General features: G+C 68.6%; 16 protein-coding genes. 6 read left to right on the top strand and 10 right to left on the bottom strand.

Translation table 11 applies throughout. The annotated features are described in order from the left end of the window. Positions 1-30: 30 nt before the first annotated feature. Positions 31-1,059 (top strand): L-glyceraldehyde 3-phosphate reductase, encoded by a 1,029-nt coding sequence (mgrA, locus tag SK571_RS18195; RefSeq protein WP_319985262.1) that lies wholly within the window; start codon positions 31-33, stop codon positions 1,057-1,059. Positions 1,060-1,120: 61 nt separating this feature from the next. Here the strand turns inward: mgrA and SK571_RS18190 are convergent, their stop codons facing one another. Continuing rightward, positions 1,121-2,533: a sensor histidine kinase gene (locus SK571_RS18190; protein ID WP_319985261.1), complete on the bottom strand. Its 1,413-nt coding sequence runs from the start codon at positions 2,531-2,533 to the stop codon at positions 1,121-1,123. Positions 2,534-2,541: 8 nt separating this feature from the next. Then, complete coding sequence (locus SK571_RS18185; RefSeq protein WP_266041914.1) at positions 2,542-3,240, bottom strand: response regulator transcription factor; 699 nt, start codon at positions 3,238-3,240, stop codon at positions 2,542-2,544. Between the two features lie 135 nt (positions 3,241-3,375). Here SK571_RS18185 and SK571_RS18180 point away from each other — a divergent pair, with 135 nt between their 5' ends. The 3 genes from SK571_RS18180 to SK571_RS18170 are packed head-to-tail and all read left to right on the top strand — an operon-like array spanning position 3,376 to position 5,995. Beyond that, positions 3,376-4,734 (top strand): ferredoxin reductase family protein, encoded by a 1,359-nt coding sequence (locus SK571_RS18180; protein WP_319985260.1) that lies wholly within the window; start codon positions 3,376-3,378, stop codon positions 4,732-4,734. A 14-nt stretch (positions 4,735-4,748) separates the two neighbouring features. After that, positions 4,749-5,252: an FMN-binding protein gene (locus SK571_RS18175; protein ID WP_319985259.1), complete on the top strand. Its 504-nt coding sequence runs from the start codon at positions 4,749-4,751 to the stop codon at positions 5,250-5,252. Positions 5,253-5,254: 2 nt separating this feature from the next. Then, positions 5,255-5,995 carry an FAD:protein FMN transferase gene (locus SK571_RS18170; RefSeq protein WP_319985258.1) on the top strand — a complete coding sequence of 247 codons (741 nt, stop codon included), beginning with the start codon at positions 5,255-5,257 and terminating at the stop codon, positions 5,993-5,995. A 408-nt stretch (positions 5,996-6,403) separates the two neighbouring features. Here SK571_RS18170 and SK571_RS18165 read toward each other — a convergent pair whose 3' ends face one another. Beyond that, positions 6,404-7,417: an ADP-ribosylglycohydrolase family protein gene (locus SK571_RS18165; RefSeq protein WP_319985257.1), complete on the bottom strand. Its 1,014-nt coding sequence runs from the start codon at positions 7,415-7,417 to the stop codon at positions 6,404-6,406. A 122-nt stretch (positions 7,418-7,539) separates the two neighbouring features. Between SK571_RS18165 and SK571_RS18160 the strand changes: the two genes are divergently transcribed. Then, positions 7,540-10,305, top strand: a complete 2,766-nt coding sequence (locus tag SK571_RS18160) for an AfsR/SARP family transcriptional regulator (protein WP_319985256.1) — start codon at positions 7,540-7,542, stop codon at positions 10,303-10,305. A 147-nt stretch (positions 10,306-10,452) separates the two neighbouring features. Here the strand turns inward: SK571_RS18160 and SK571_RS18155 are convergent, their stop codons facing one another. Then, positions 10,453-11,247: an SGNH/GDSL hydrolase family protein gene (locus tag SK571_RS18155; protein ID WP_406601998.1), complete on the bottom strand. Its 795-nt coding sequence runs from the start codon at positions 11,245-11,247 to the stop codon at positions 10,453-10,455. A 220-nt stretch (positions 11,248-11,467) separates the two neighbouring features. Between SK571_RS18155 and SK571_RS18150 the strand changes: the two genes are divergently transcribed. Then, positions 11,468-11,773: a hypothetical protein gene (locus tag SK571_RS18150; RefSeq protein WP_319985255.1), complete on the top strand. Its 306-nt coding sequence runs from the start codon at positions 11,468-11,470 to the stop codon at positions 11,771-11,773. 174 nt (positions 11,774-11,947) lie between these two features. Here the strand turns inward: SK571_RS18150 and SK571_RS18145 are convergent, their stop codons facing one another. Genes SK571_RS18145 through SK571_RS18120 form a run of 6 tightly spaced genes read right to left on the bottom strand, consistent with a single transcriptional unit; the run spans position 11,948 to position 18,662 of the window. Then, positions 11,948-12,961 carry an N-acetylglucosamine kinase gene (locus SK571_RS18145; RefSeq protein ID WP_319985254.1) on the bottom strand — a complete coding sequence of 338 codons (1,014 nt, stop codon included), beginning with the start codon at positions 12,959-12,961 and terminating at the stop codon, positions 11,948-11,950. Between the two features lie 5 nt (positions 12,962-12,966). After that, positions 12,967-14,235, bottom strand: a complete 1,269-nt coding sequence (locus SK571_RS18140) for a 6-phospho-beta-glucosidase (RefSeq protein ID WP_319985253.1) — start codon at positions 14,233-14,235, stop codon at positions 12,967-12,969. Beyond that, complete coding sequence (locus tag SK571_RS18135; protein WP_319985252.1) at positions 14,232-15,125, bottom strand: carbohydrate ABC transporter permease; 894 nt, start codon at positions 15,123-15,125, stop codon at positions 14,232-14,234. The genes SK571_RS18140 and SK571_RS18135 overlap by 4 nt, the downstream gene beginning before the upstream one ends. Then, positions 15,122-16,096, bottom strand: coding sequence for a carbohydrate ABC transporter permease (locus SK571_RS18130; protein ID WP_319985251.1), 975 nt, complete (start codon positions 16,094-16,096; stop codon positions 15,122-15,124). Before SK571_RS18130 ends, SK571_RS18135 begins: the two co-directional genes overlap by 4 nt. A 12-nt stretch (positions 16,097-16,108) precedes the next feature. Continuing rightward, positions 16,109-17,434 (bottom strand): ABC transporter substrate-binding protein, encoded by a 1,326-nt coding sequence (locus SK571_RS18125; protein WP_319985250.1) that lies wholly within the window; start codon positions 17,432-17,434, stop codon positions 16,109-16,111. A 16-nt stretch (positions 17,435-17,450) separates the two neighbouring features. After that, positions 17,451-18,662 carry an ROK family protein gene (locus tag SK571_RS18120; protein WP_319985249.1) on the bottom strand — a complete coding sequence of 404 codons (1,212 nt, stop codon included), beginning with the start codon at positions 18,660-18,662 and terminating at the stop codon, positions 17,451-17,453. Between the last annotated feature and the right edge of the window lie 98 nt (positions 18,663-18,760).

Below are 18,760 nucleotides of genomic sequence, written 5' to 3'. Positions count from 1 at the left end.
GTCCTACTGGGACGTGACATTCTGGGACCCATGTCCTACCTCGCGGATAGCGCGCGCTACGACCAGATGACCTACCGGCGGACGGGACGCAGCGGCCTCAAGCTGCCCGCCATCTCGCTCGGGCTTTGGCACAACTTCGGCGGTGACCGGCCCTACGAGCTGGGCCGCGGAATCGCGCGGAGGGCGTTCGACCTCGGTGTCACGCACTTCGACCTCGCCAACAACTACGGTCCGCCCTACGGCTCGGCGGAGATCACCTTCGGGCAGATCCTGAAGGATGATCTCAGGCCGTACCGCGACGAGCTCGTCATTTCCACGAAGGCCGGCTACGACATGTGGGACGGCCCGTACGGGGAGTGGGGCAGCCGCAAGTACCTGCTCAGCTCGCTCGACCAGTCGCTGACCCGGATGGGCCTCGACTACGTCGACATCTTCTACTCCCACCGGTTCGACCCGGAGACGCCGCTGGAAGAGACCATGGGCGCGCTCGTCTCCGCGGTCCAGCAGGGCAAGGCGCTCTACGCCGGCATCTCGTCGTACTCGCCCGCCAAGACCCGCGAGGCCGCCGAACTGCTCCGGTCCGCCGGCGTGCCGCTGCTCATCCACCAGCCGTCGTACTCGATGCTCAACCGCTGGATCGAGCCGGAGCTGCTGGACACGCTGGAGGAGGTCGGCGCGGGCTGCATCGCGTTCTCGCCGCTCGCGCAGGGCATGCTGACCGACCGCTACCTCAACGGTGTTCCCGAGGGCTCGCGCGCCTCGCAGGGCAAGTCGCTGTCGACGGACCTGCTCACCGACGAGAACCTCAACCGCATCAGGTCCCTCAACGAGATCGCGAAGTCGCGTGGCCAGTCGCTCGCGCAGCTCGCGCTGACCTGGACGATCCGCGACCCGCGCGTCACGTCGGCGTTGATCGGCGCGTCCTCGGTGGGGCAGCTGGAGCAGAACCTCGCGGCCCTGCAGGCGCCGCCGCTGACCGACGACGAGCTCGCCGAGATCGACAAGCACGCCGTCGAGTCGGGCATCGACCTGTGGGCCCCGTCGTCCCAGGCGGAGTGAGTCGAGGCGCCTGCAAGTACCGCCAACTCGGAGTTGGTGGTACTTGCAGACGCCCCAACAGCTAGGCGTGCCGGGGGAGGCGGATCGTGAAGACCGTCGACCCCGGCCGGCTCGCCAGCTCGATCGTGCCGCCGTGCGCCTCCACCAGTGACTGGACCACGGCGAGCCCCAGGCCGCTGCCGCCGCGCTGACGGGTCCGCGAGTCGTCCACGCGGTAGAACCTGTCGAAGATCCGCGCCTGGTCCGCCGCCGGGATGCCGGGCCCGCTGTCGCTCACCCTGATCACCGCCCAGCCGTTCTCGGCCGTCACCTTCAACGCCACCGACGTGCCCGCGGGCGTGTGCACGGCCGCGTTGGTCAGCAGGTTGTCGAGCACCTGCCGCAACCGCGTCGGGTCCGCGGTCATCGTCACCGTGTCGGCGTCGACGTCCAGCACGTGCGACGGCCTGCCCGCGCGGAACGCGTCCGCCGCCGCTTCCGCGATCACCGAGAGATCCAGCTCCTCCGGGCGCAACGGCGGTTCGGTCGCCGCGGAGTCCAGGCGTGCCAGCAACAACAGGTCGTCGAGCAGCACGCTCATGCGTGCCGCCTCCGACCGCAGCTTCTCCAGGTGCTTCTCACGTTCGCCCGGCTCGTTGGCCGCCGCGTACTTGAAGAGGTCCGCGTATCCGCGCAACGAGGTGAGAGGCGTCCTCAGTTCGTGCGAGGCGTCGGCGATGAACCGGCGCAGGCGTTGCTCTGCGGCCGTGCGTGCGACCAGAGAAGTGTCGATGTGCGCGAGCATCTTGTTGAACGCCTCGCGCAGCTCCTCGACCTCGACGCCGCCGCCCCGCCCGTCCACGCGCACGGCGAGGTCGCCCGAGTCGGTCAGGTCGTGCGACGAGATGTCGTGCGCGGTGTCGGCCATGTCCGACAGCGGCTGCATGCCCTTGCGGATCAGTGCCTGGCCGCCCACCACCAACGCGACCAGTGCGGCCAGGAACGCGATCACGCCGACCGTGACCAGCTGCGAGATCGTGCCGTCCCGGTCCTGCATCGGGGCGGCGCTGACCAGGATCCACTCGTCCTTGACGACCTGGCACGCCCGCAGGCGGAACTTGCCCTCGTCGCGCAGGTACTCGGTCTGGAACTCGTCGGTGGTCAGCGCCTTCCTGGCGAGGGCGTCGAACTCCTCGCGGTCCTGCGGCTGCTGCTCACCCGGCTGGGCCTTCGGCTCCCCGTTCTCGATCTTGTAGAGGACGGCGAACCAGTCGGGCGGGAGCTTGGTGACCTTGCCGTAGTACTCGATCTCCTTGACCGCGCCCGTCTGGCTGAGCACCATCTGGTCGTCGAGCCGGCGGTCGAGGAAGTCCTTCATCGACGTGACCATGACCCAGCCGACGATCACGAACACCGTCAGCGCGAGCGCGCCCAGGCCCAGGGCGAGGCGGGTGCCGAGCCGCCAGTCGCGGACGGGCTTCAGCCGGAACTGCATCGGCGGGCTCACTCAGCTGCTCGGCGGAGCACGTACCCCACACCGCGCACCGTGTGGATCAACGGCTCGCGGCCGTCGTCGAGCTTGCGGCGCAGGTGGGAGATGACGAGCTCGACCACGTTCGAACGGCCGCCGAAGTCGTACTCCCAGACGTGGTCGAGGATCTGCGCCTTGGTCAGCACGGCCGGTGAGCGCCGCATCAGGTACCGCAGCAGCTCGTACTCGGTGGGCGTCAGCGTCACGAGCTTGCCGCCGCGACGGACCTCGCGGGTGTCCTCGTCCATCACCAGATCGGACACCTTCAGCACCGATCGCTTCCACGACGGACCCGTCGAGCGGCGCAGCACGGCCCGGAGCCGTGCCATCAGCTCCTCGACCGAAAAAGGTTTCACGAGGTAGTCGTCGCCGCCTCGGGTGAGCCCCGCCACCCGGTCCGCGGTGCCGTCACGGGCCGTCAGGAAGACCACCGGCACCATCGCGCCGGCCGCTCGCATCCGATCCAGAACGGTGAATCCGTCCAGGTCAGGCAGCATGAGGTCGAGCACGACGATGTCGGGTTGGAACTCGGCGGCCTCTCTGAGGGCCTCTTCGCCGCTGAGCGCGGTCGCGGCCTGCCAGCCCTCGTAGCGGGCGACCGTCGCGACCAGGTCAGCGATGTGCGGCTCGTCGTCCACGACGAGCAATCGAACCGAATTCCCCTTGTCCACGTGCTCATGGTGCGTCACCTGATGGCTCTCCCGCTCGATCGACAGGAACTCGACAGCGCGGGCAAAGCAGAGCCACAGCTCGAACGCTGAGGATCGAGACCGACCGACAGAGACCGCCTGACCGAGGAGCCCGCCGTGACGACCACCCTGCAGCCTCCCGTGCGACCGGCTTCGGCCGGCCGCGCGACGCCGCACAAGGTGCTGGCCAAAGCCGGCCTGTACGTGTTCCTCCTCGCCAACGCGGCCTTCGTGACGTACCTGTTCAACGCGGCGGGCGTCGGCTCGAACAAGCTGATCAACTTCGGGCGGCTCGCGGGTCTGTACGGCGCGCTCGCCATGGCGTTCCAGCTGCTCCTGGTGGCGCGGCTGCCGTGGCTCGACCGGCGCCTGGGCATGGACAAGCTCACCTCGTGGCACCGCTGGGTCGGCTTCACGATCTTCTTCACGCTGGTCGGTCACCTGGTCTTCATCGCGTTCGGCAACGCGGGCCCCGACGGTCCGATCGCCGAGGTCATCCGGCAGGCGACCGAGCTGGAGGGCATCCTCCGCGCGCTGGTGGCGTGGGCGATCATCATGGTCGTCGGCATCGTCTCGGCCCGCTTCGCGCGGCGCCGGATGGCCTACGAGACCTGGCACTTCATCCACCTGTACACCTACATCGCGATCTTCCTGGCGTTCTCGCACCAGGTCGCCGTCGGCAGCACGTTCCGCAAGTCCGCGCTCGCGACCGGCTACTGGTGGGGCCTCTGGGCGTTCGCGCTCGGCTCCGTCCTCATCGGACGCGTGGCGCTCCCGCTCTACCGCAACTGGAAGCACCAGTTCCGCGTCGCCGCAGTGGTGCCCGAGGCGCACAACGTCGTCTCGGTCTACATCGAGGGCAAGGACCTCGACCAGCTCGGTGCCAAGGCAGGCCAGTTCTTCCTCTGGCGCTTCCTGACCAAGGACCGCTGGTGGCAGGCCAACCCGTTCTCGCTGTCCGCGGCGCCGAACGGCAAGTACCTGCGCCTCACCGCGAAGGCCCTGGGCACCGGCAGCGCGGACATCCGCAACGTCGAGGTCGGCACCCGCGTGTTCGCCGAGGGCCCGTACGGCGCCTTCACGACCATGCACCAGATCAAGCCCAACGCGCTGCTCGTCGCGGGCGGCGTCGGCGTCACGCCGGTCCGAGCGCTGCTGGAGGAGATCAAGGGCCACGTCGTGGTGCTCTACCGGGTCAGCGACCCGCGCGAAGCCGTGCTGCTGCGTGAGCTCGAAGGCCTCGCACGCACGAAGGGTGCGGTGCTGCGCCTGGTCACCGGTTCCTCGAAGACCATCACCGCGAACGGTCCGCTGCTCGGCCCGGAGAACATCGTCGCGCTCGTGCCGGACGTGCAGGACCGCGACGTGTTCATCTGCGGCCCCGGCGGCATGACCGACACGGTGATCACCAGCCTCGACGAACTGGGAGTGCCCAGCAACCAGATCCACGCCGAGCGCTTCGCGCTGGCCAACTGAGAGGGTCCGACGACGTGAAAAGGGCAATTCCCGTTCTGGCGCTGAGCGTGGCCGGCCTGGTTCCGGTCTGGATCTACTCGCCGGGTGCCGCGCACGAGGGCGAGATCAACGAGGCCGCCGCCGCACCACCGGCCCAGACCCAGCAGCAGACGACGGCACCGCGGACGACGGCACCGCAGACCACCGGCTCCGCGCCGAAGGCGACCGGGGCCGCGCCCAAGACGACCCAGCAGCAGCAGACCACGCAGCAACAGGCCCAGAACCGCACCGTGCCCGGGCCCGCGGTGAACACGTCCGAGGGCACCGTGCAGGTGCAGGTGACGTTGCAGGGCACCAAGATCGTCGACGTGAAGGCGTTGCGGGCGCCCAACAGCAACCCGACCAGGATGGCGCTGCCGCTGCTGCGGGAGTCTGCCCTGAAGGCGCAGAGCGCGGACATCGACACGGTGTCCGGCGCGACCGCGACCTCCGAGGGCTACAAGCAGTCGCTGCAGGCCGCGATCGACGGGGCGCAGTAGCGGTGGCCGTGCGGCGCGTCGAGCACATCATGGGGCTGCCGATCTCGGTGGACCTGCGTGACGGCGACGCCGAGCTGGCCGAGAGGGCGTTCGCCTGGCTGCGCGAGGCAGACGCCCGGTTCTCGCCGTTCAAGCCCGACAGCGAGGTGTCCCGGCTCGACCGGGGTGAGCTCACCAGGGAAGAGCTCACCCCGGATCTCGTCGAGGTCCTCTCGCTGTGCGACTGGTACGAGCAGTCGACGGGCGGCGCGTTCACGGCACGGGTGCCGGGACGCGGACTCGACCCGTGCGCGGTCGTGAAGGGCTGGGCCGTGCAACGGGCGGCGGACGTGCTGCGCGAGGGCGGAGCCACGTCGTTCTGCGTCAACGCCGGCGGCGACGTCGTGACGGCCGGCGAGCCCGAACCCGGAAAGCCTTGGCGCGTCGGCGTTCGGCATCCCGACCTCGCCGACCAGCTCAGCGTCGTGCTCGGCGTGAGGGACGGAGCCGTTGCCACGTCAGCGTTGTACGAACGCGGGCAGCACATCCTGGACGGGCGTACCGGTCGGCCGGTCTCCGGGATTGTTTCGGTCACGGTGTTCTGTGAGGACCTCGCGATCGCGGATACCACTGCCACAGCAGCGTTTGCGCTGGGCAGGGACGGGATCGAGTGGGCAGCTGGGCAGGAGGACTGCGAGGTCTTCATCGTCGACGAAGATCGTCGGGTCTACTCGAGTCCTGGACTTCCTGTACACATCTGTTAACATGCTCGCCCAACGGAGCCTTGACTCCGGGGCATGATTTCGTTGATCAAGAGCTGGATCGGAGCTCGCGCTCGGGGCAAGACCCGGCCTGCTGTCGACCAACTACTCGTGCGGAAGAGCCTGCTGCGGTGCGAATTCGGGAGCGCGCTGCGGTGGGCTCTTTCTGTGTTTATTGGCCGCTGTGTTTATTGGCCGCTGCTCCGCAGCGGCGGCGAGTTCGCCGGGAAGTCGGCCGTCCGGCCGCCGCTTCGGGCCGAATCGCCTTCGGCGGTTGACCTGAAGCGGCGGCCGGACGACCGACGCGAACTCGCAACATCGCGCGCTTGGCTGACGGCGGGTGCCCGAGAGGTGACCTTGCAGCCGAAGTGGGTCGGGTGGCGAGCTTGGGTCGTGGGCTGGTGGCGTGGGTTAGGCGTAGCGGTCTTCGTTGAAGTCCAGGTTTACTGCTGACATGCCCAGGTCGCGGCCCATTGCGTCTAGGACGTCGACCATTTCGAGGCCCATCAGCCAGTCTCGGGGTAGTGCTTCTGTGCCGTGTAGTGCGCCTAGGACGTTGCCTGTCAGGGCTGCTGTGGCGTCGCTGCCGCCTGAGTGGTTCGCGGCGGCTCGCATGGCGTCTACGAACTGGGACGGCTTTGGGTGGGTCAGCACTGTGTAGACGGCGATTGCCAGTGCTTCTGGGCCGGTCCAGCCGCTGCCCAGGCGGTCTACGCGCACGGGTGAGGTGCCGTCGTGTTCGTCGGCCAGTACTACGGCGCGCGTGAGGACTGTTGCTGTGTACGTGTCGTCGCGCAGGACGCGGCCGATCACCTGGTCGATCGCCTCGCGCAGCGGCCTGGCCTTCACGGCCAGCAGGTGGACCAGCAACGCCAGGGCGCCGCCGGACACCCAGCCGCCTGTGCCGCCGTGCGTGAGAGCGGCGAAGCGGCAGCCGAGGTCGTAGGCGATCGCGGCGGACGGTGCGAAGCCCGCGGGTGCGGTGCGGGTGACGCCGTTGCAGCCGGACGACTCGTTGTGCGGGTTCTCCGGAGTGGACGGTGTCTCGGCGGCCAGCGCGCGCAGGCACGTGAGGCCCGGCGAGCGGCTCTCGTACAGCCGTTCGTCGGCGAGCAGCCCGGTCGCCCCGCGTTCGGGGGCCGGTTGCTGCTGGGTGATCAGCCAGCGCCGATAGCTGTGCCAGACCATCTGGGACGGTTCCCACTCACCGGTGCGCTTGCCGCGCACCCATGCGCGCAGGTAGCCGTCGGCGGTGAACAACGTCAGCTGGGTGTCGTCGGTGAACAGCGCGGGCTTCGGCGGCCCCATGACGCCCTCGGGGCCGTGTTCGCGCTGGATGTCGGCCAGGCCGAGGTACTGCACGGGCGCACCGAGCGCATCACCGAGAGCGCCGCCGAGAAGGCACCCGGCGCCGCGGTCAACCACGGAATTCCTGTCTCGCGGCACGTGTGAACAGTAGCGTCCCGCGAATCTGGGTCGTACTTGTATCTGAGACTCGGGGTTGCGCACCTGTTGAAGTGACGAGGTCAGCGCACCTGAGGAGGGACATGCGGAGCAAAACCGGACTCGAGTTCGGCGTGCTCGGTCCACTCCAGGTGCTCGCGGACGGACGGCTCGTCCAGCTGGGCCGTCGTGGCATGCGCGGGTTGCTGGCCATGCTGGTCGTCGAGGCGAACCGACCCGTCTCGATCGACCAGATCGTCGACGCGCTGTGGACGGACACGCCTCCGGCCACGGCGCGGACGATCGTGCACGGGTACGTCTCGCGGCTGCGCAAGGTGCTGGAGGAGTCCGATCCCGCGGGCTCCGCGACCATCCGCACCACGCCGACGGGCTACCAGCTGGCCGTCGATCCGTGGCGTCTCGACCTGCACCGCGCCCGGCAGCTCGTGGCGTCGGCCCGCGGCAAGCCCGCCGCCATCAGGGCGGGCCTGCTGCGCGAGGCGCTGGGGTTGTGGCGCGGGCCGGTGCTCGCGGACGTGCCGGGCGACCCGATGACGTCCGACCTGGAAGAGCTGCGGCTGTCCGCGTTGGAAGAGCGCATCGACGCCGAGCTCGAACTCGGCCGCCACCTGGAGCTGGTGGGCGAGTTGCGCGGGCTGTGCACCGAGTACCCGTTCCGGGAACGCCTGGTCGCCCACAGCATGCGGGCGCTGTACCGGTCCGGGCAGCGCGCCGACGCACTGGAGGCCTACCAGCGGTTCCAGCGCCGTGCCGTGGACGAGCTGGGCATCGACCCCGGCCCGCAGCTGCGCGCGCTGCACGAGCAGGTGCTGCGCGACGACCCGTCGTTGAGCGTGGTCGGCCCGGTCGAGTCGCGTCCCGTCGCGCCGCGCGCGGGGATCGTGGCACCGGCGTTGCTGCCCGCTTCCGCGTCGCGGTTGTTCGGCCGGGACGACGACATGTCGTGGCTGGACACCGTGGTGGGGGCGCGGAACCTGCTGGCGACGTCGGTCGCCGTGCTGACCGGTGCGCCCGGTGTCGGCAAGAGCGCCCTCGCGATCACGTGGGGGCACGAGAACTCCGAGATGTTCCCGCACGGCGTGCTGTTCGCTTCGCTGGGGGACACCGAGCCGGGTGAGGTGCTGACCCGGTTCCTGGTGGCGTTGGGCGTGCCGGCGGACGGCGTGCCGGTCGGCGTCCAGGACCGCGTCGGGCTGTACCGCTCACTGCTCAACCGCCGCCGCGTGCTGGTGGTGCTGGACGACGCGACGGCGTTCGACCAGGTCCAGCCGCTGCTGCCGCCGGGGTCGGGCTCGGTGGTGCTGGTGACGTCGCGGTCCCAGATGGAACGACTCGTCGTCACCAACAGCGCCCGCGTGCGCAAGCTCGGCCCGTTGGACGACTCCGCGGCGCGTGCGCTCGTGGACGACGTGCTGGGCAGGCCTTTGTCCCGGCAGGATCCGGTGGCCTCGCAGAAGCTCGCCGAACTCTGCGGAGGGTTGCCGCTCGCGCTGCGGGTGGCCGCCGCGAAGCTCGTGATCAGTCCGGAGTGGACGGTCGAGGAGCTGGTGGGGGAACTGGCCGACGACGGGCACCGGATGCGCGGCCTCGACCTGCCGGAGGCGGGGATGGGGGTGTCGCGGGCGCTGGACCTCTCGACCCGTGATCTGCCGTCCGAACTGGGTGAGGTCTTCCAGTCCGTCGGCCTGGCGCCCGGCCGGTGGATGTCGTCGCACGCCGTCGCCGCGCTGACCCGCATCCAGGTCGAGTCGGCCCGGTCCAGGCTGGCCCAGCTCGTCGGGGTGAACCTGCTGGTCGAACCGTGGCCGGACGGCTTCACGATGCACGAACTGGTGCGCCTGTACGTGCGGGGAGCCGGCCATGCCGACCTGGACTCGTTGCGGCGCCTGGTGAGCTACTACCTCGTGGCGTGCGACCACGTGCGCCGGGCCATCCGGCCGGCCCGTGACGGCCTGGACTTCGCGTTGGCGGACAACGGATGCACGGCCCTGCCGGCGTTCGACGACCCGATCGACTGGTTCGACCGGGAATGGCCCAACATCGTCGCGGTCGTGCACGCGTCCGCCGAAAAGGGCCTGCACGACCAGGTGTGGCAGCTGGTTCGGCTGCTGCACCACTACGCGACCGTGCGCGCACTCACCGGGGAGTGGGTGGCGTTGGTCGGGTTCGGCCTGGCCGCGGCCGAGGTGACGGGGAGCCGCCTCGGCCAGATCCTCATGCTGGACACGACCTACACGACGAACGCCCGGCTGGGACGTCCCGTCCTGCTGCCGGACGCTCGCCGCGCGCACCGGCTCGCGACGGAGCTGGGTGAGCGGCAGTACCTGGTGCTGACGCTCGCCCAGCTCGCCGACGTCCTGTTCCGGCTGGAGCAGCACGACGAGGCGCTGCTGCACTTCTGGGAGTCCGTGCAGCTCGCCCAGCAGGCCGGTGACGTCGTCGGCGAGGCGCACGGCCTGAACAACGTGGCACAGGTCGAACAGGCCCGTGGTCACGTGGAAGTCGCTCTGCGGCACCAGGCTCACGCCGTCGAGGTGTACCGGCGCTCGGGGGACAACGTCGCGCTGATCCGCGGTCTCGCCAACCTGGCCGAGCTGCACCTGGAAGCCGGCGCGCTGGACCAGGCCGAGATGCTGGCCCGTCAGGTCGTCGACCAGGCCGCCGTCGCCGAGGTGACCTACCTCGAAGGCTTCGGCCGGCACGTGCTCGGCGGCGTGTTGCTCCGGCGGGCGGAATGGGCTGCCGCGGCTGCGGAACTGACGGAGGCACTGCGCCTGTACGCGCAGGTCAATTCGGCTCGTGCGGTGGAGGTCCGGACCCTGCTGGACTCCCTCTCGTCCGAGGTTTAGCGGACGTTTAGTCGTCTGGTCCCAAAGCATGGGATGTTGGAGCAGCAGGCCGCCGAGTGGGGGATTACCGAGGGGGTAAGGCGCCTGCGTCTGGAGGGCCCGACCGGCATTCGGGGGAGAGTGCCGGTCGGGCCTTCCGCTTTTGATTCAGTTGACGACGTGGCTTTCGTCGCTGCAGCGCGCCATGGGCAGCAGCTCCGGTCGCTTGGGTGCAAGACCGTCACCCATCGACTCGCCCCTGAGCGTGCGGCCGATCCACGGCACGACGTGTTCGCGTGCCCACTTGAGGTCCGCCTTGCGCTGGGTGACCCAGTCGGTCTGCTGCAGCGCGGGCCACGGCTCGTTCCAGGACTGGTCGTCGATCAGCCCGAGCACCTCGGCGGCCTTGAGCGCGACGCGCTGGTGCCCCTCCGGCGAGAGGTGCAGCCGGTCCTCGCTCCACGCGCGACGGTCGTGCAACGGGTGCATGGCCCACAGGTCGACCATCCGGCAGTGGTAGCGCTCGGCGATCGACCACAGGTGCGTGTTGTAGATGGCCACCTTGCCGCGGATGCTCCTGAGCAGCGGCGTCGATCGCGTGTCGAACCCGGTGAAGATCACGACGTCGCAGCCGGTGGACCTGAGCTCGGCCACGGCCACCTCGTAGACCTCGGCCAGCGCGTCCGGGTCGCTGTTGGGCAGCATGATGTCGTTGCCGCCGCCGCAGAACGTCACCAGGTCCGGCTTGAGCGACATCGCGAGCGGCACCTGGTCGTCGATGATCTCCTGCAGCATCTTGCCTCTGACCGCGAGGTTGGCGTACCTGAACTCAGGTGCCCGCTGGGCGATCATGCCCGCCAGGCGGTCCGCCCAGCCCACGTAGCTGTCGCCGGGGCCCGGGTCGTCCATGCCCTCGGTGAAGCTGTCCCCCAGGGACACGAGACTGTTCCATCGCAGCAGCACTACATCCCCCTTGCTCGTACGACCTCGTCCTGCCAGTCGCCGGCGGGCTCCCGTCCGAAGGCGACTAGTTAGCATGCACAAAGAACCCTTGGTTACGCCACCGTCGGTTACGGCATCGTAGGTTTTGTCGCTGTCGGTGACGATTCTTTTACCACTCGATCGAGGGAAGCTAGAGGGTGATCCGACGGATTCGTCTCATTCTGTCGCTACCTTCTGCCGGGTGCGTTCTGGTTTGCCGCTTCCGTTCCTTTCCCTTGGTGTCGCGCTCGTCACAGGCGCTCTGCTGACCGGGGTCGCTCTGAGCGGTCCGGCCCTGCCCGGAGCCGACGGGCGTGGCGTGGTCACGCCGCCTCCCCATTCCAATCCGGTGGTCACTCCGGAGGCCGGGTCGCCCCAGAAGAGCGTCGCCGCGACGACCGTGGCGCCTTCCGGTGCGGTGTCCGCGGTGGCGCCCGCAGTGTTGCCCACCGATGTTTCGTCCGAGGTCCCGAACGCCGAAAACCCCCGCAACGACCTCGGCGCGTGAGGTCGCTGCGGGGGTCGTTGGGCCTTTCCGAGGAGCGCCGCCGCCGGACTTGCTCCCCGGAAAGGTGTTGGGACCACTGCTCGGGGCGCCGCCGCCGATAAGCCCCGAGCAGTGGGGTTGGGACCGTCTCAGGGGGCACCGCCGCCGAAAACCCCCTGAGACGGGGTCTGTGGGCTAGCCGCTCGCCGCCACGTCGAGGGCGGCCGTCGGGACGTGGTCGTTGTAGGCCGAGCGCAGCCTCAGCTCCGCGCTCGGCGAGGCCCCGATGTGGTCGAGGCCGAGGAGCGCCGCACCCACGACGGGTGGCACGTCGACCAGGCGGACCTGGGCGAGCGGGGCGGCTTCCAGGATCTGCTGACGAACCGGGCCGACCACCGTGTCGCCGGTGTGCGTCAGCACTCCGCCGCCCAGCACCACGTCCACGGGCTCGTTCATCAGGTCGAGCTTGCGCATGGAGACCGTGGCCAGCAGGACGATCTCCTCGATCAGACGGTCGATCTGTTCCAGGGCAACGGAATCACCCTGCGCGGCCACCTCGAACACCAACGGGCAGAGGGCGTGCGGGTCCAGTTCGATCTCCTCGAAGTGGATCTTCTCGACCACCGTGGAGATCGACTTCTCGCCGTAGTGCGCGAGGAGCGCGTCCAGCAGCAGGGTCGGCTTGCCCCGGCCGTCCTCCGCGCGCACGGCGTGCCAGAGGGCGTCGTTGCCGAGCTGGCCGCCGCCTCCCCAGTCACCGGAGATGGCGCCCAGGGCGGGGAACCGGTGGGTCCGGCCGTCCCTGGCCACGCCCACCGCGTTGATGCCCGCGCCGCAGACGACAGCCACGCCGCCGGCGGCCGCGGTGCCCGCCCTCAGAAGCGCGAAGGTGTCGTTGCCGACGAACGTCGTCCTCGACCAGCCCCGCTCGGTGATCGCCCGCGTCAGGGCCTCCTCCTCGCGGGGCAGGTCTGCTCCCGCGAGGTAGGCGGACGTGTGCGCGGCGATCGGCTCGTCGGGGGACAGTCCCGCCTGAGCCGCGGCCTCGCGTGCCAGTCCCTCGAACACGTCGAGTCCGCGCTTCATGCCCACGGTCTGAGGCGGGGCACCAGGGCCGCGCACCTGCGCGAGCACCTTGCCGTCCGCGTCGACCAGCAGCACAGCGGTCTTGCTGTTCCCACCGTCGATGGCGAGCACCCGGTCGGTCATCGTTGTCAGTTTCCCTTCACCCACGGCAGCAGGTCGCGGTTCTGCGCGATCAGCTCGTCGGCCAGCTGGTCCGCGATGGCGTGCTGGCCGATCAGCGGGTGCGCGAGCAGCGCGTTCGCCACTCGGTCGCGGCCACCGTGCCTGGCCGCTTCCAGTGCCAGGTACTCGTACGCGGTGACGTGCGAGATCAGGCCGGAGATGGACGGTTCCACGGGACGCACCGGCAGCGCTTTGCCGCCGTTCGCGTCCACAGTGGACGACACCTCGATCACGGCGTCGTCGGGCAGGAAGGGCAGCGAGCCGTTGTTCTGCACGTTCACCACGTGCTTCTCAGCGCCTTCGCCACCGGTCAGCGCGTGCACCAGCTGTACGGCCGCCTCGGAGTAGTACGCGCCGCCGCGTTGCGACAGCTGCTCCGGCTTCGTCACGACCGACGGGTCGCCGTAGATGTCGAGCAGCTCCTTCTCGACCGCGGCCACGACCTCGGCGCGCGGCGGTTCGGTGAGCTGCTTCTTCACGACGGCGTCGTGGTTGTAGAAGTAGTTCAGGTAGTACGACGGCACCATGTTCAGGCGCCGCATCAGCCCGCCGTCGATGCCGATGTGCTCCGCCAGGCCCTCGACGTGGTCGGCGAGGAGCTCCGGCAGGCGGTCGACGCCGTCGACGTACACACCGCGTTCCCACGTGAGGTGGTTCAGACCGACGTGCTCGAGCTCCACAGTGGACGGATCGACGCCGAGCAGTGCGGACGTCCAGCGCTGGAACGTGATCGCCACGTTGCACAGGCCGATCGCCTTGTGACCCTCCTGCAGCAGCGCCCGCGTCACGATGCCGACCGGGTTCGTGAAGTTCACGATCCACGTGTCAGGCCCGGCGATGCGGCGCACCTTGTCCGCGATGTCCAGGACCACCGGCACGGTCCGCAGGGCCTTGGCGAGGCCTCCCGCGCCGGTGGTCTCCTGGCCGACGCACCCGCACGTGAGCGGGAACGTCTCGTCCGAGGCACGCGCCTTCTGCCCGCCGACGCGCAGCTGCAGCAGAACCGCGGACGCGCCCTCGATGCCTTCTTCGAGCGACGTGGTGGTGCGCACCTTCGCCGAGTGGCCCGCGTGCTCCAGCAGCCGCTGGCTGAACGGGCCGATCAGTGAGAGGCGGTGCTCGTCCGGGTCGACGAGGACGATCTCGTCCACCGCCAGGCTGGTGCGACGGCCGGCGATGCCGTCGATCAGCTCCGGTGTGTAGGTGGACCCGCCACCGACGACGGTGAGTTTCATCCTTTGACTCCCGTAAAAGTGATGCCCTTGACGAACGACTTCTGGGCGAAGACGAAGAGGACGACGGCCGGGATCATCGTCAGGAACGTGACCGCCATCGAGGAGTTCCACTGGACGATGTGCATGCCCTTGAACGTCGCCAGTGCCAGCGACAACGTCCACTGGTCCTTGACCTCGCCGGTGTAGAGCAACGGGCCGAAGTAGTCGTTCCAGGTGAAGAGGAAGCAGAACAGCGCGGTGGCCGCGATGCCGGGCTTCGCCATCGGCACGATGATCCGGACCAGCGCCTGGAACTCCGAGCAGCCGTCCACCCGCGCGGCGTCCACGTAGGACTGCGGGATGGTCAGCATGAACTGGCGCAGCAGGAAGATGCTGAACGCGTCGAAGAGGAAGTACGGCGCGATCAACGGGATCAGCGTGCCTGTCAGGCCGAGCGAGGACCACGTGTCGTACAGCGGTACGGCGACGACCTGCGGAGGCAGCATCATCGCGCCGATGACGAGGATGAAGGCCACGTTGCGGCCGCGCCACTTGAGCTTCGCGAGCGCGTAGGCGGCGGGGATCGACGAGATCAGCATGCCCAGGGTCGCGAGCAGCGAGTACGTGAGGCTGTTGATCAGGTACTGGAACAGCGGGGCCTTGTCGAAGACCTCGACGAAGTTCTCCCAGTGCCATTCCGTGGGCCAGAGGTTCGACGTGAAGGCCTGGTTGTCCGACATCACCGCGGTCAGGAACACGAACACGACGGGCGTGGCGAACATCAGGCCGAGCGCGAGGCCGATCGAGTGCGTCGCGACCCAGTTCAGGAAACCGGCGACGTTGCGCTTCCTGCGCGGCTGCTCCGGTTCCGCGGGGACGTCGACCGGTGGTTTGGTCAGCGTGGCGGTCATGCTCCCGGACCCCCTTCCTCAGCCGTGGAGTTCTTGCGCATCCGCTGGACCAGCACGATGGTCACGGCGAACGAGATGATGAACAGGACCGTGGCCATGGCGGCCGCGTAGCCCATGTCGAAGTAGCGGAAGCCCTGCGTGTACAGGTAAACCGGGAACGTCAGCGTGGAGTTGTCCGGGAAACCGAGATATTTGGTCGATCCCGTCGCGTCCGCCGCTCCCGAGCCGGCCGACCCCGCGACGACCGCCTGCGTGAAGAGCTGCAACGCGAGGATCACCGAGTTCACGATGCCGAAGAGCAGCACCGGGGAGATCGTCGGAAGCGTGACGTGCCACCAGCGCCGGATCGGGCCGGCGCCGTCGAGTTCGGCGGCCTCGTACTGTTCCTGCGGCACGTCGAGGATCGCGGCGAGGATGATGATCATCAGGTCGCCGGAGATCCACAGCATGATCGCGGTGATGCCGGGCTTGGCCCACGCCGGGTCCGAGAACCACAGCGGCGAGTCGACCCCGAACCAGCCGAGGACGCTGTCGACCGGGCCGCCGTTGGGGCGCAACACCATGAAGAACACGAGTGTCGCGGCCACCGGCGGCGCCAGTGACGGCAGGTAGCAGAGCGTCCGGATCAACCCGACGCCCGACTTGAGACGTGCGATGACCGATGCCACGCCCAGCGCGAACACCGTCCGCGCGATCGTGAGCACGACGACGAACCACAAGGTGTTCGCGATCGCCTTGGTGAGCAAGGGATCTTTGAACATGAACTCGTAGTTGGCGAGTCCGTTGAACTCCGGCGGGTTGATCAGGTCGTACTTCGTGAAGCTGAAGATGACCGTGGCGACCAGTGGATAACCGAAGAACAGGACGAAGCCGATGAGTGCCGGGGCCATGAACCCGAGCACGGCGAGACGGTGGCGGGCACGTGCCCGCCCCTTGCCGGGGGCGGGCCGCGCGCCGAGCGTGGCGGTCATCTTGCGAATCCCCTACTTGCCGCTCTTGGCGATCTGGTCGTCGATGTTCTTGTCGACTTCCTTGAGGCCTGCCGCCAGGTCCGGGACCTTGCCGGACTGGTAGGAGACCGAGAAGTCGGTGACGGCCTTGATGTGCGCGTCACCGATGGGGGTGACCGGGTTGCCCTTGAGCTTGTCGCTCTTGGCCAGGTCGATGAACGTCTTGAACTGCTCGTCCACCTCGAGCTGCGGGCTCTCCATGGCGGCCTTGGTGCTCGGGACGTTCTTGATGGCGTTGGACAGGCCGACGATCGTGTCGGTGTCGAACGTCAGGTGCTTGATCAGCTCCCACGCGGCGCCGGGGTTCTTGGCGCCCTTCGGGATGCCCATGATCGTGCCCGTGGTGAACGCGGTGCCGTAGTCGGCGGGCTTCCAGGTCGGGAACGGGGCCGTGCCGAACTTGATCTGCGGCGCCTGCGCCTTGAGGAAGGCGGTGCGGTACTCACCGTCGACCATGATCGCGATCTTGCCCTGGTGGAACGCGTGGTCGGCCGAGTACTCCTGGCCGAGGCCCGCGCGGAACCGCTCGAGAGCGTCGTAGCCGTAGAAGTCGACGAGCTTCTTCTGGAACGTCATCATCTCGGTGAAGCCGGGGGAGCCGGCGAGACCGGACTTGCCGTCCTTCTCCCACTCCGCACCGAACGTCGGCGCGAGGATGGTCGGGCGGTTGGCGTAGAAGCCCATCGTGGGCAGGTAGCCCGCGACCTCGATGTCACCGTTCGGCGCCTTCTTGGTCGCCTTCACGGCCGCGTCGTACAGCTCGTCCAGCGTCTTCGGCGGGGTCGTGATGCCGGCCGTCGAGAGCAGGTCCTTGTTGTAGTACATGGCGTACACGTCGGTGAGCATGGGCATCGCACAGCGGTTGCCCTTGTACTCGGTGTACTGCTGCACGGCAGGGGTGAGCTGGTTCAGGTCGACCTTGTCGCGGTCGATGTAGGCCTTCAGCGGCTGGAACGCGCCCGAGGAGCAGAACTGGCCGATGTTGTCGGTCGTGAACGACAGCGCGACGTCCGGCGTGTTGCCCGAACGGATGCCCGCGGTGATCTTGTCGTCGTCCTGCGAGCCCTCGTGCTTGATCTCGATGTTCGGGAACTTCTTGTTGAACGTCTTGAGGGCCTTCGTGACTTCCTCGTACTCGCGGTCGGAGTAGTTGCTCCAGACCGTGAGCGTCAGCTTGTCGTCCTTGCCAGGAGCAGCTGCGGCGTCGGAATTCGCGCCACCACCCTTGCCCGCCGCACATGCGGTGAGGGTCAGCGCTGCGGCGACACAGAGCAAGGCAGCACGGGTGTGCTTGCGCATGTGCACTCCTTCTCGATCAACGTGGGGACCCGGCGACCACTGGGCCGCGGAATGGAGCCGTGGTGGCTGCCGGGAGGCCGAACACCTGTTCGCGGGCAACGGCGAGCGCCGAGTGCAGTGCGCCGCTGCGCACTGGTTTCCCGGTCACCAAGGCCAGCTGGATCGGTGTTCGCGGCACCACCAGTTGCCGCAGTTCCGCGGCAACGAGGTCGTTCAGCGTGGTTCCGCCTGCCTGCGCGATGTCGCCGGACAGGAGGATGAGTTCCGGGTCGAGCACCGCGACGACGCTAGCCACGCCCGTGGCGATGCGCTTGGCGAGATCGACCATGAACTCACGGCCCGCAGGACCCGCGGCCAGCGCCTTGCGCACGGCACTGTGGCCGTTGCGCGCGGTGAGCCCGTGAGCGCGTGCGAGCTTGCAGATCGACGTGTTGCTGAGCAGTTCACCGAACGTGCCGCCGGAGCGGTCCGTGTCGGTGTCGGCCGCCGCGCGGTCCGGGATCATCAGTCCGTCGATCTCGCCCGCGCCGCCGGAAGCGCCGCGCAGCAGCGATCCGTTGACGACGACGGCGGCACCGACGAGATCCGCGGGCCAGATGACGACGAAGTCGCTCACCTCGGTGGCCCGTCCGGCGACCATCTCCTCCAGCGCGACGAGGTTGACGTCGTTCTCGACGCTCACCGACGTCGCGAGCTGCGCCCGCAACCGGCCGGGCATGTCGAAACCGCTCCAGCCGGGCAGATGTGGTGCGTAGGCGAGCTCACCGTTCGCGGGGTTCACCGCTCCCGGACAGCCCACCACGACGTGCAGCAACTGGTCGGCGCTCAGACCTGCTTGCCAGCAGGCCTTGCCGACCGCGCTCACGAACGCCTCCAGCACGTCGTGCTTCGCGGGCATCGGTGCCTTGTGCTCGGTGAGCACGGCACCGGAGATGTCCGCGATCGCGATGTCGACCGTCTCGGGGGTGAGATCGACAGCGGCGATGTGCGCAAGCGCCCCGTTGACCGACCACAGCTGGGCACGCGGCCCACGGCCACCACCCCGCAGTCCGTTGCGGACCACGGAGTCGCCGGCTTCCAGCCGAGTGAGCAACTGTGCGGTCGCCGGCTTGGAAAGGCCGATCAGGCCTTCCAACTCCGACCTGGTCAGCGGCCCGTTGCGCAGCAAAGCCTCGATGGCTGCGCGGTCGTTGATCTCCCGCAACAGTCGTGGGCTTCCGGCACGCATTAGGTCCGCTCCTGTCTGTTAACTTTCCAGACGATTTCGCCAGACGGTAGTGACCTGGTTCACCGGGGTCAATCCCCGATATGGGTCCGTTACCTGAG

Source organism: Lentzea kristufekii (genome assembly GCF_033949925.1).
GTDB lineage: Bacteria > Actinomycetota > Actinomycetes > Mycobacteriales > Pseudonocardiaceae > Lentzea > Lentzea kristufekii.
This window is presented reverse-complemented; position numbering and strand designations above follow the sequence as displayed.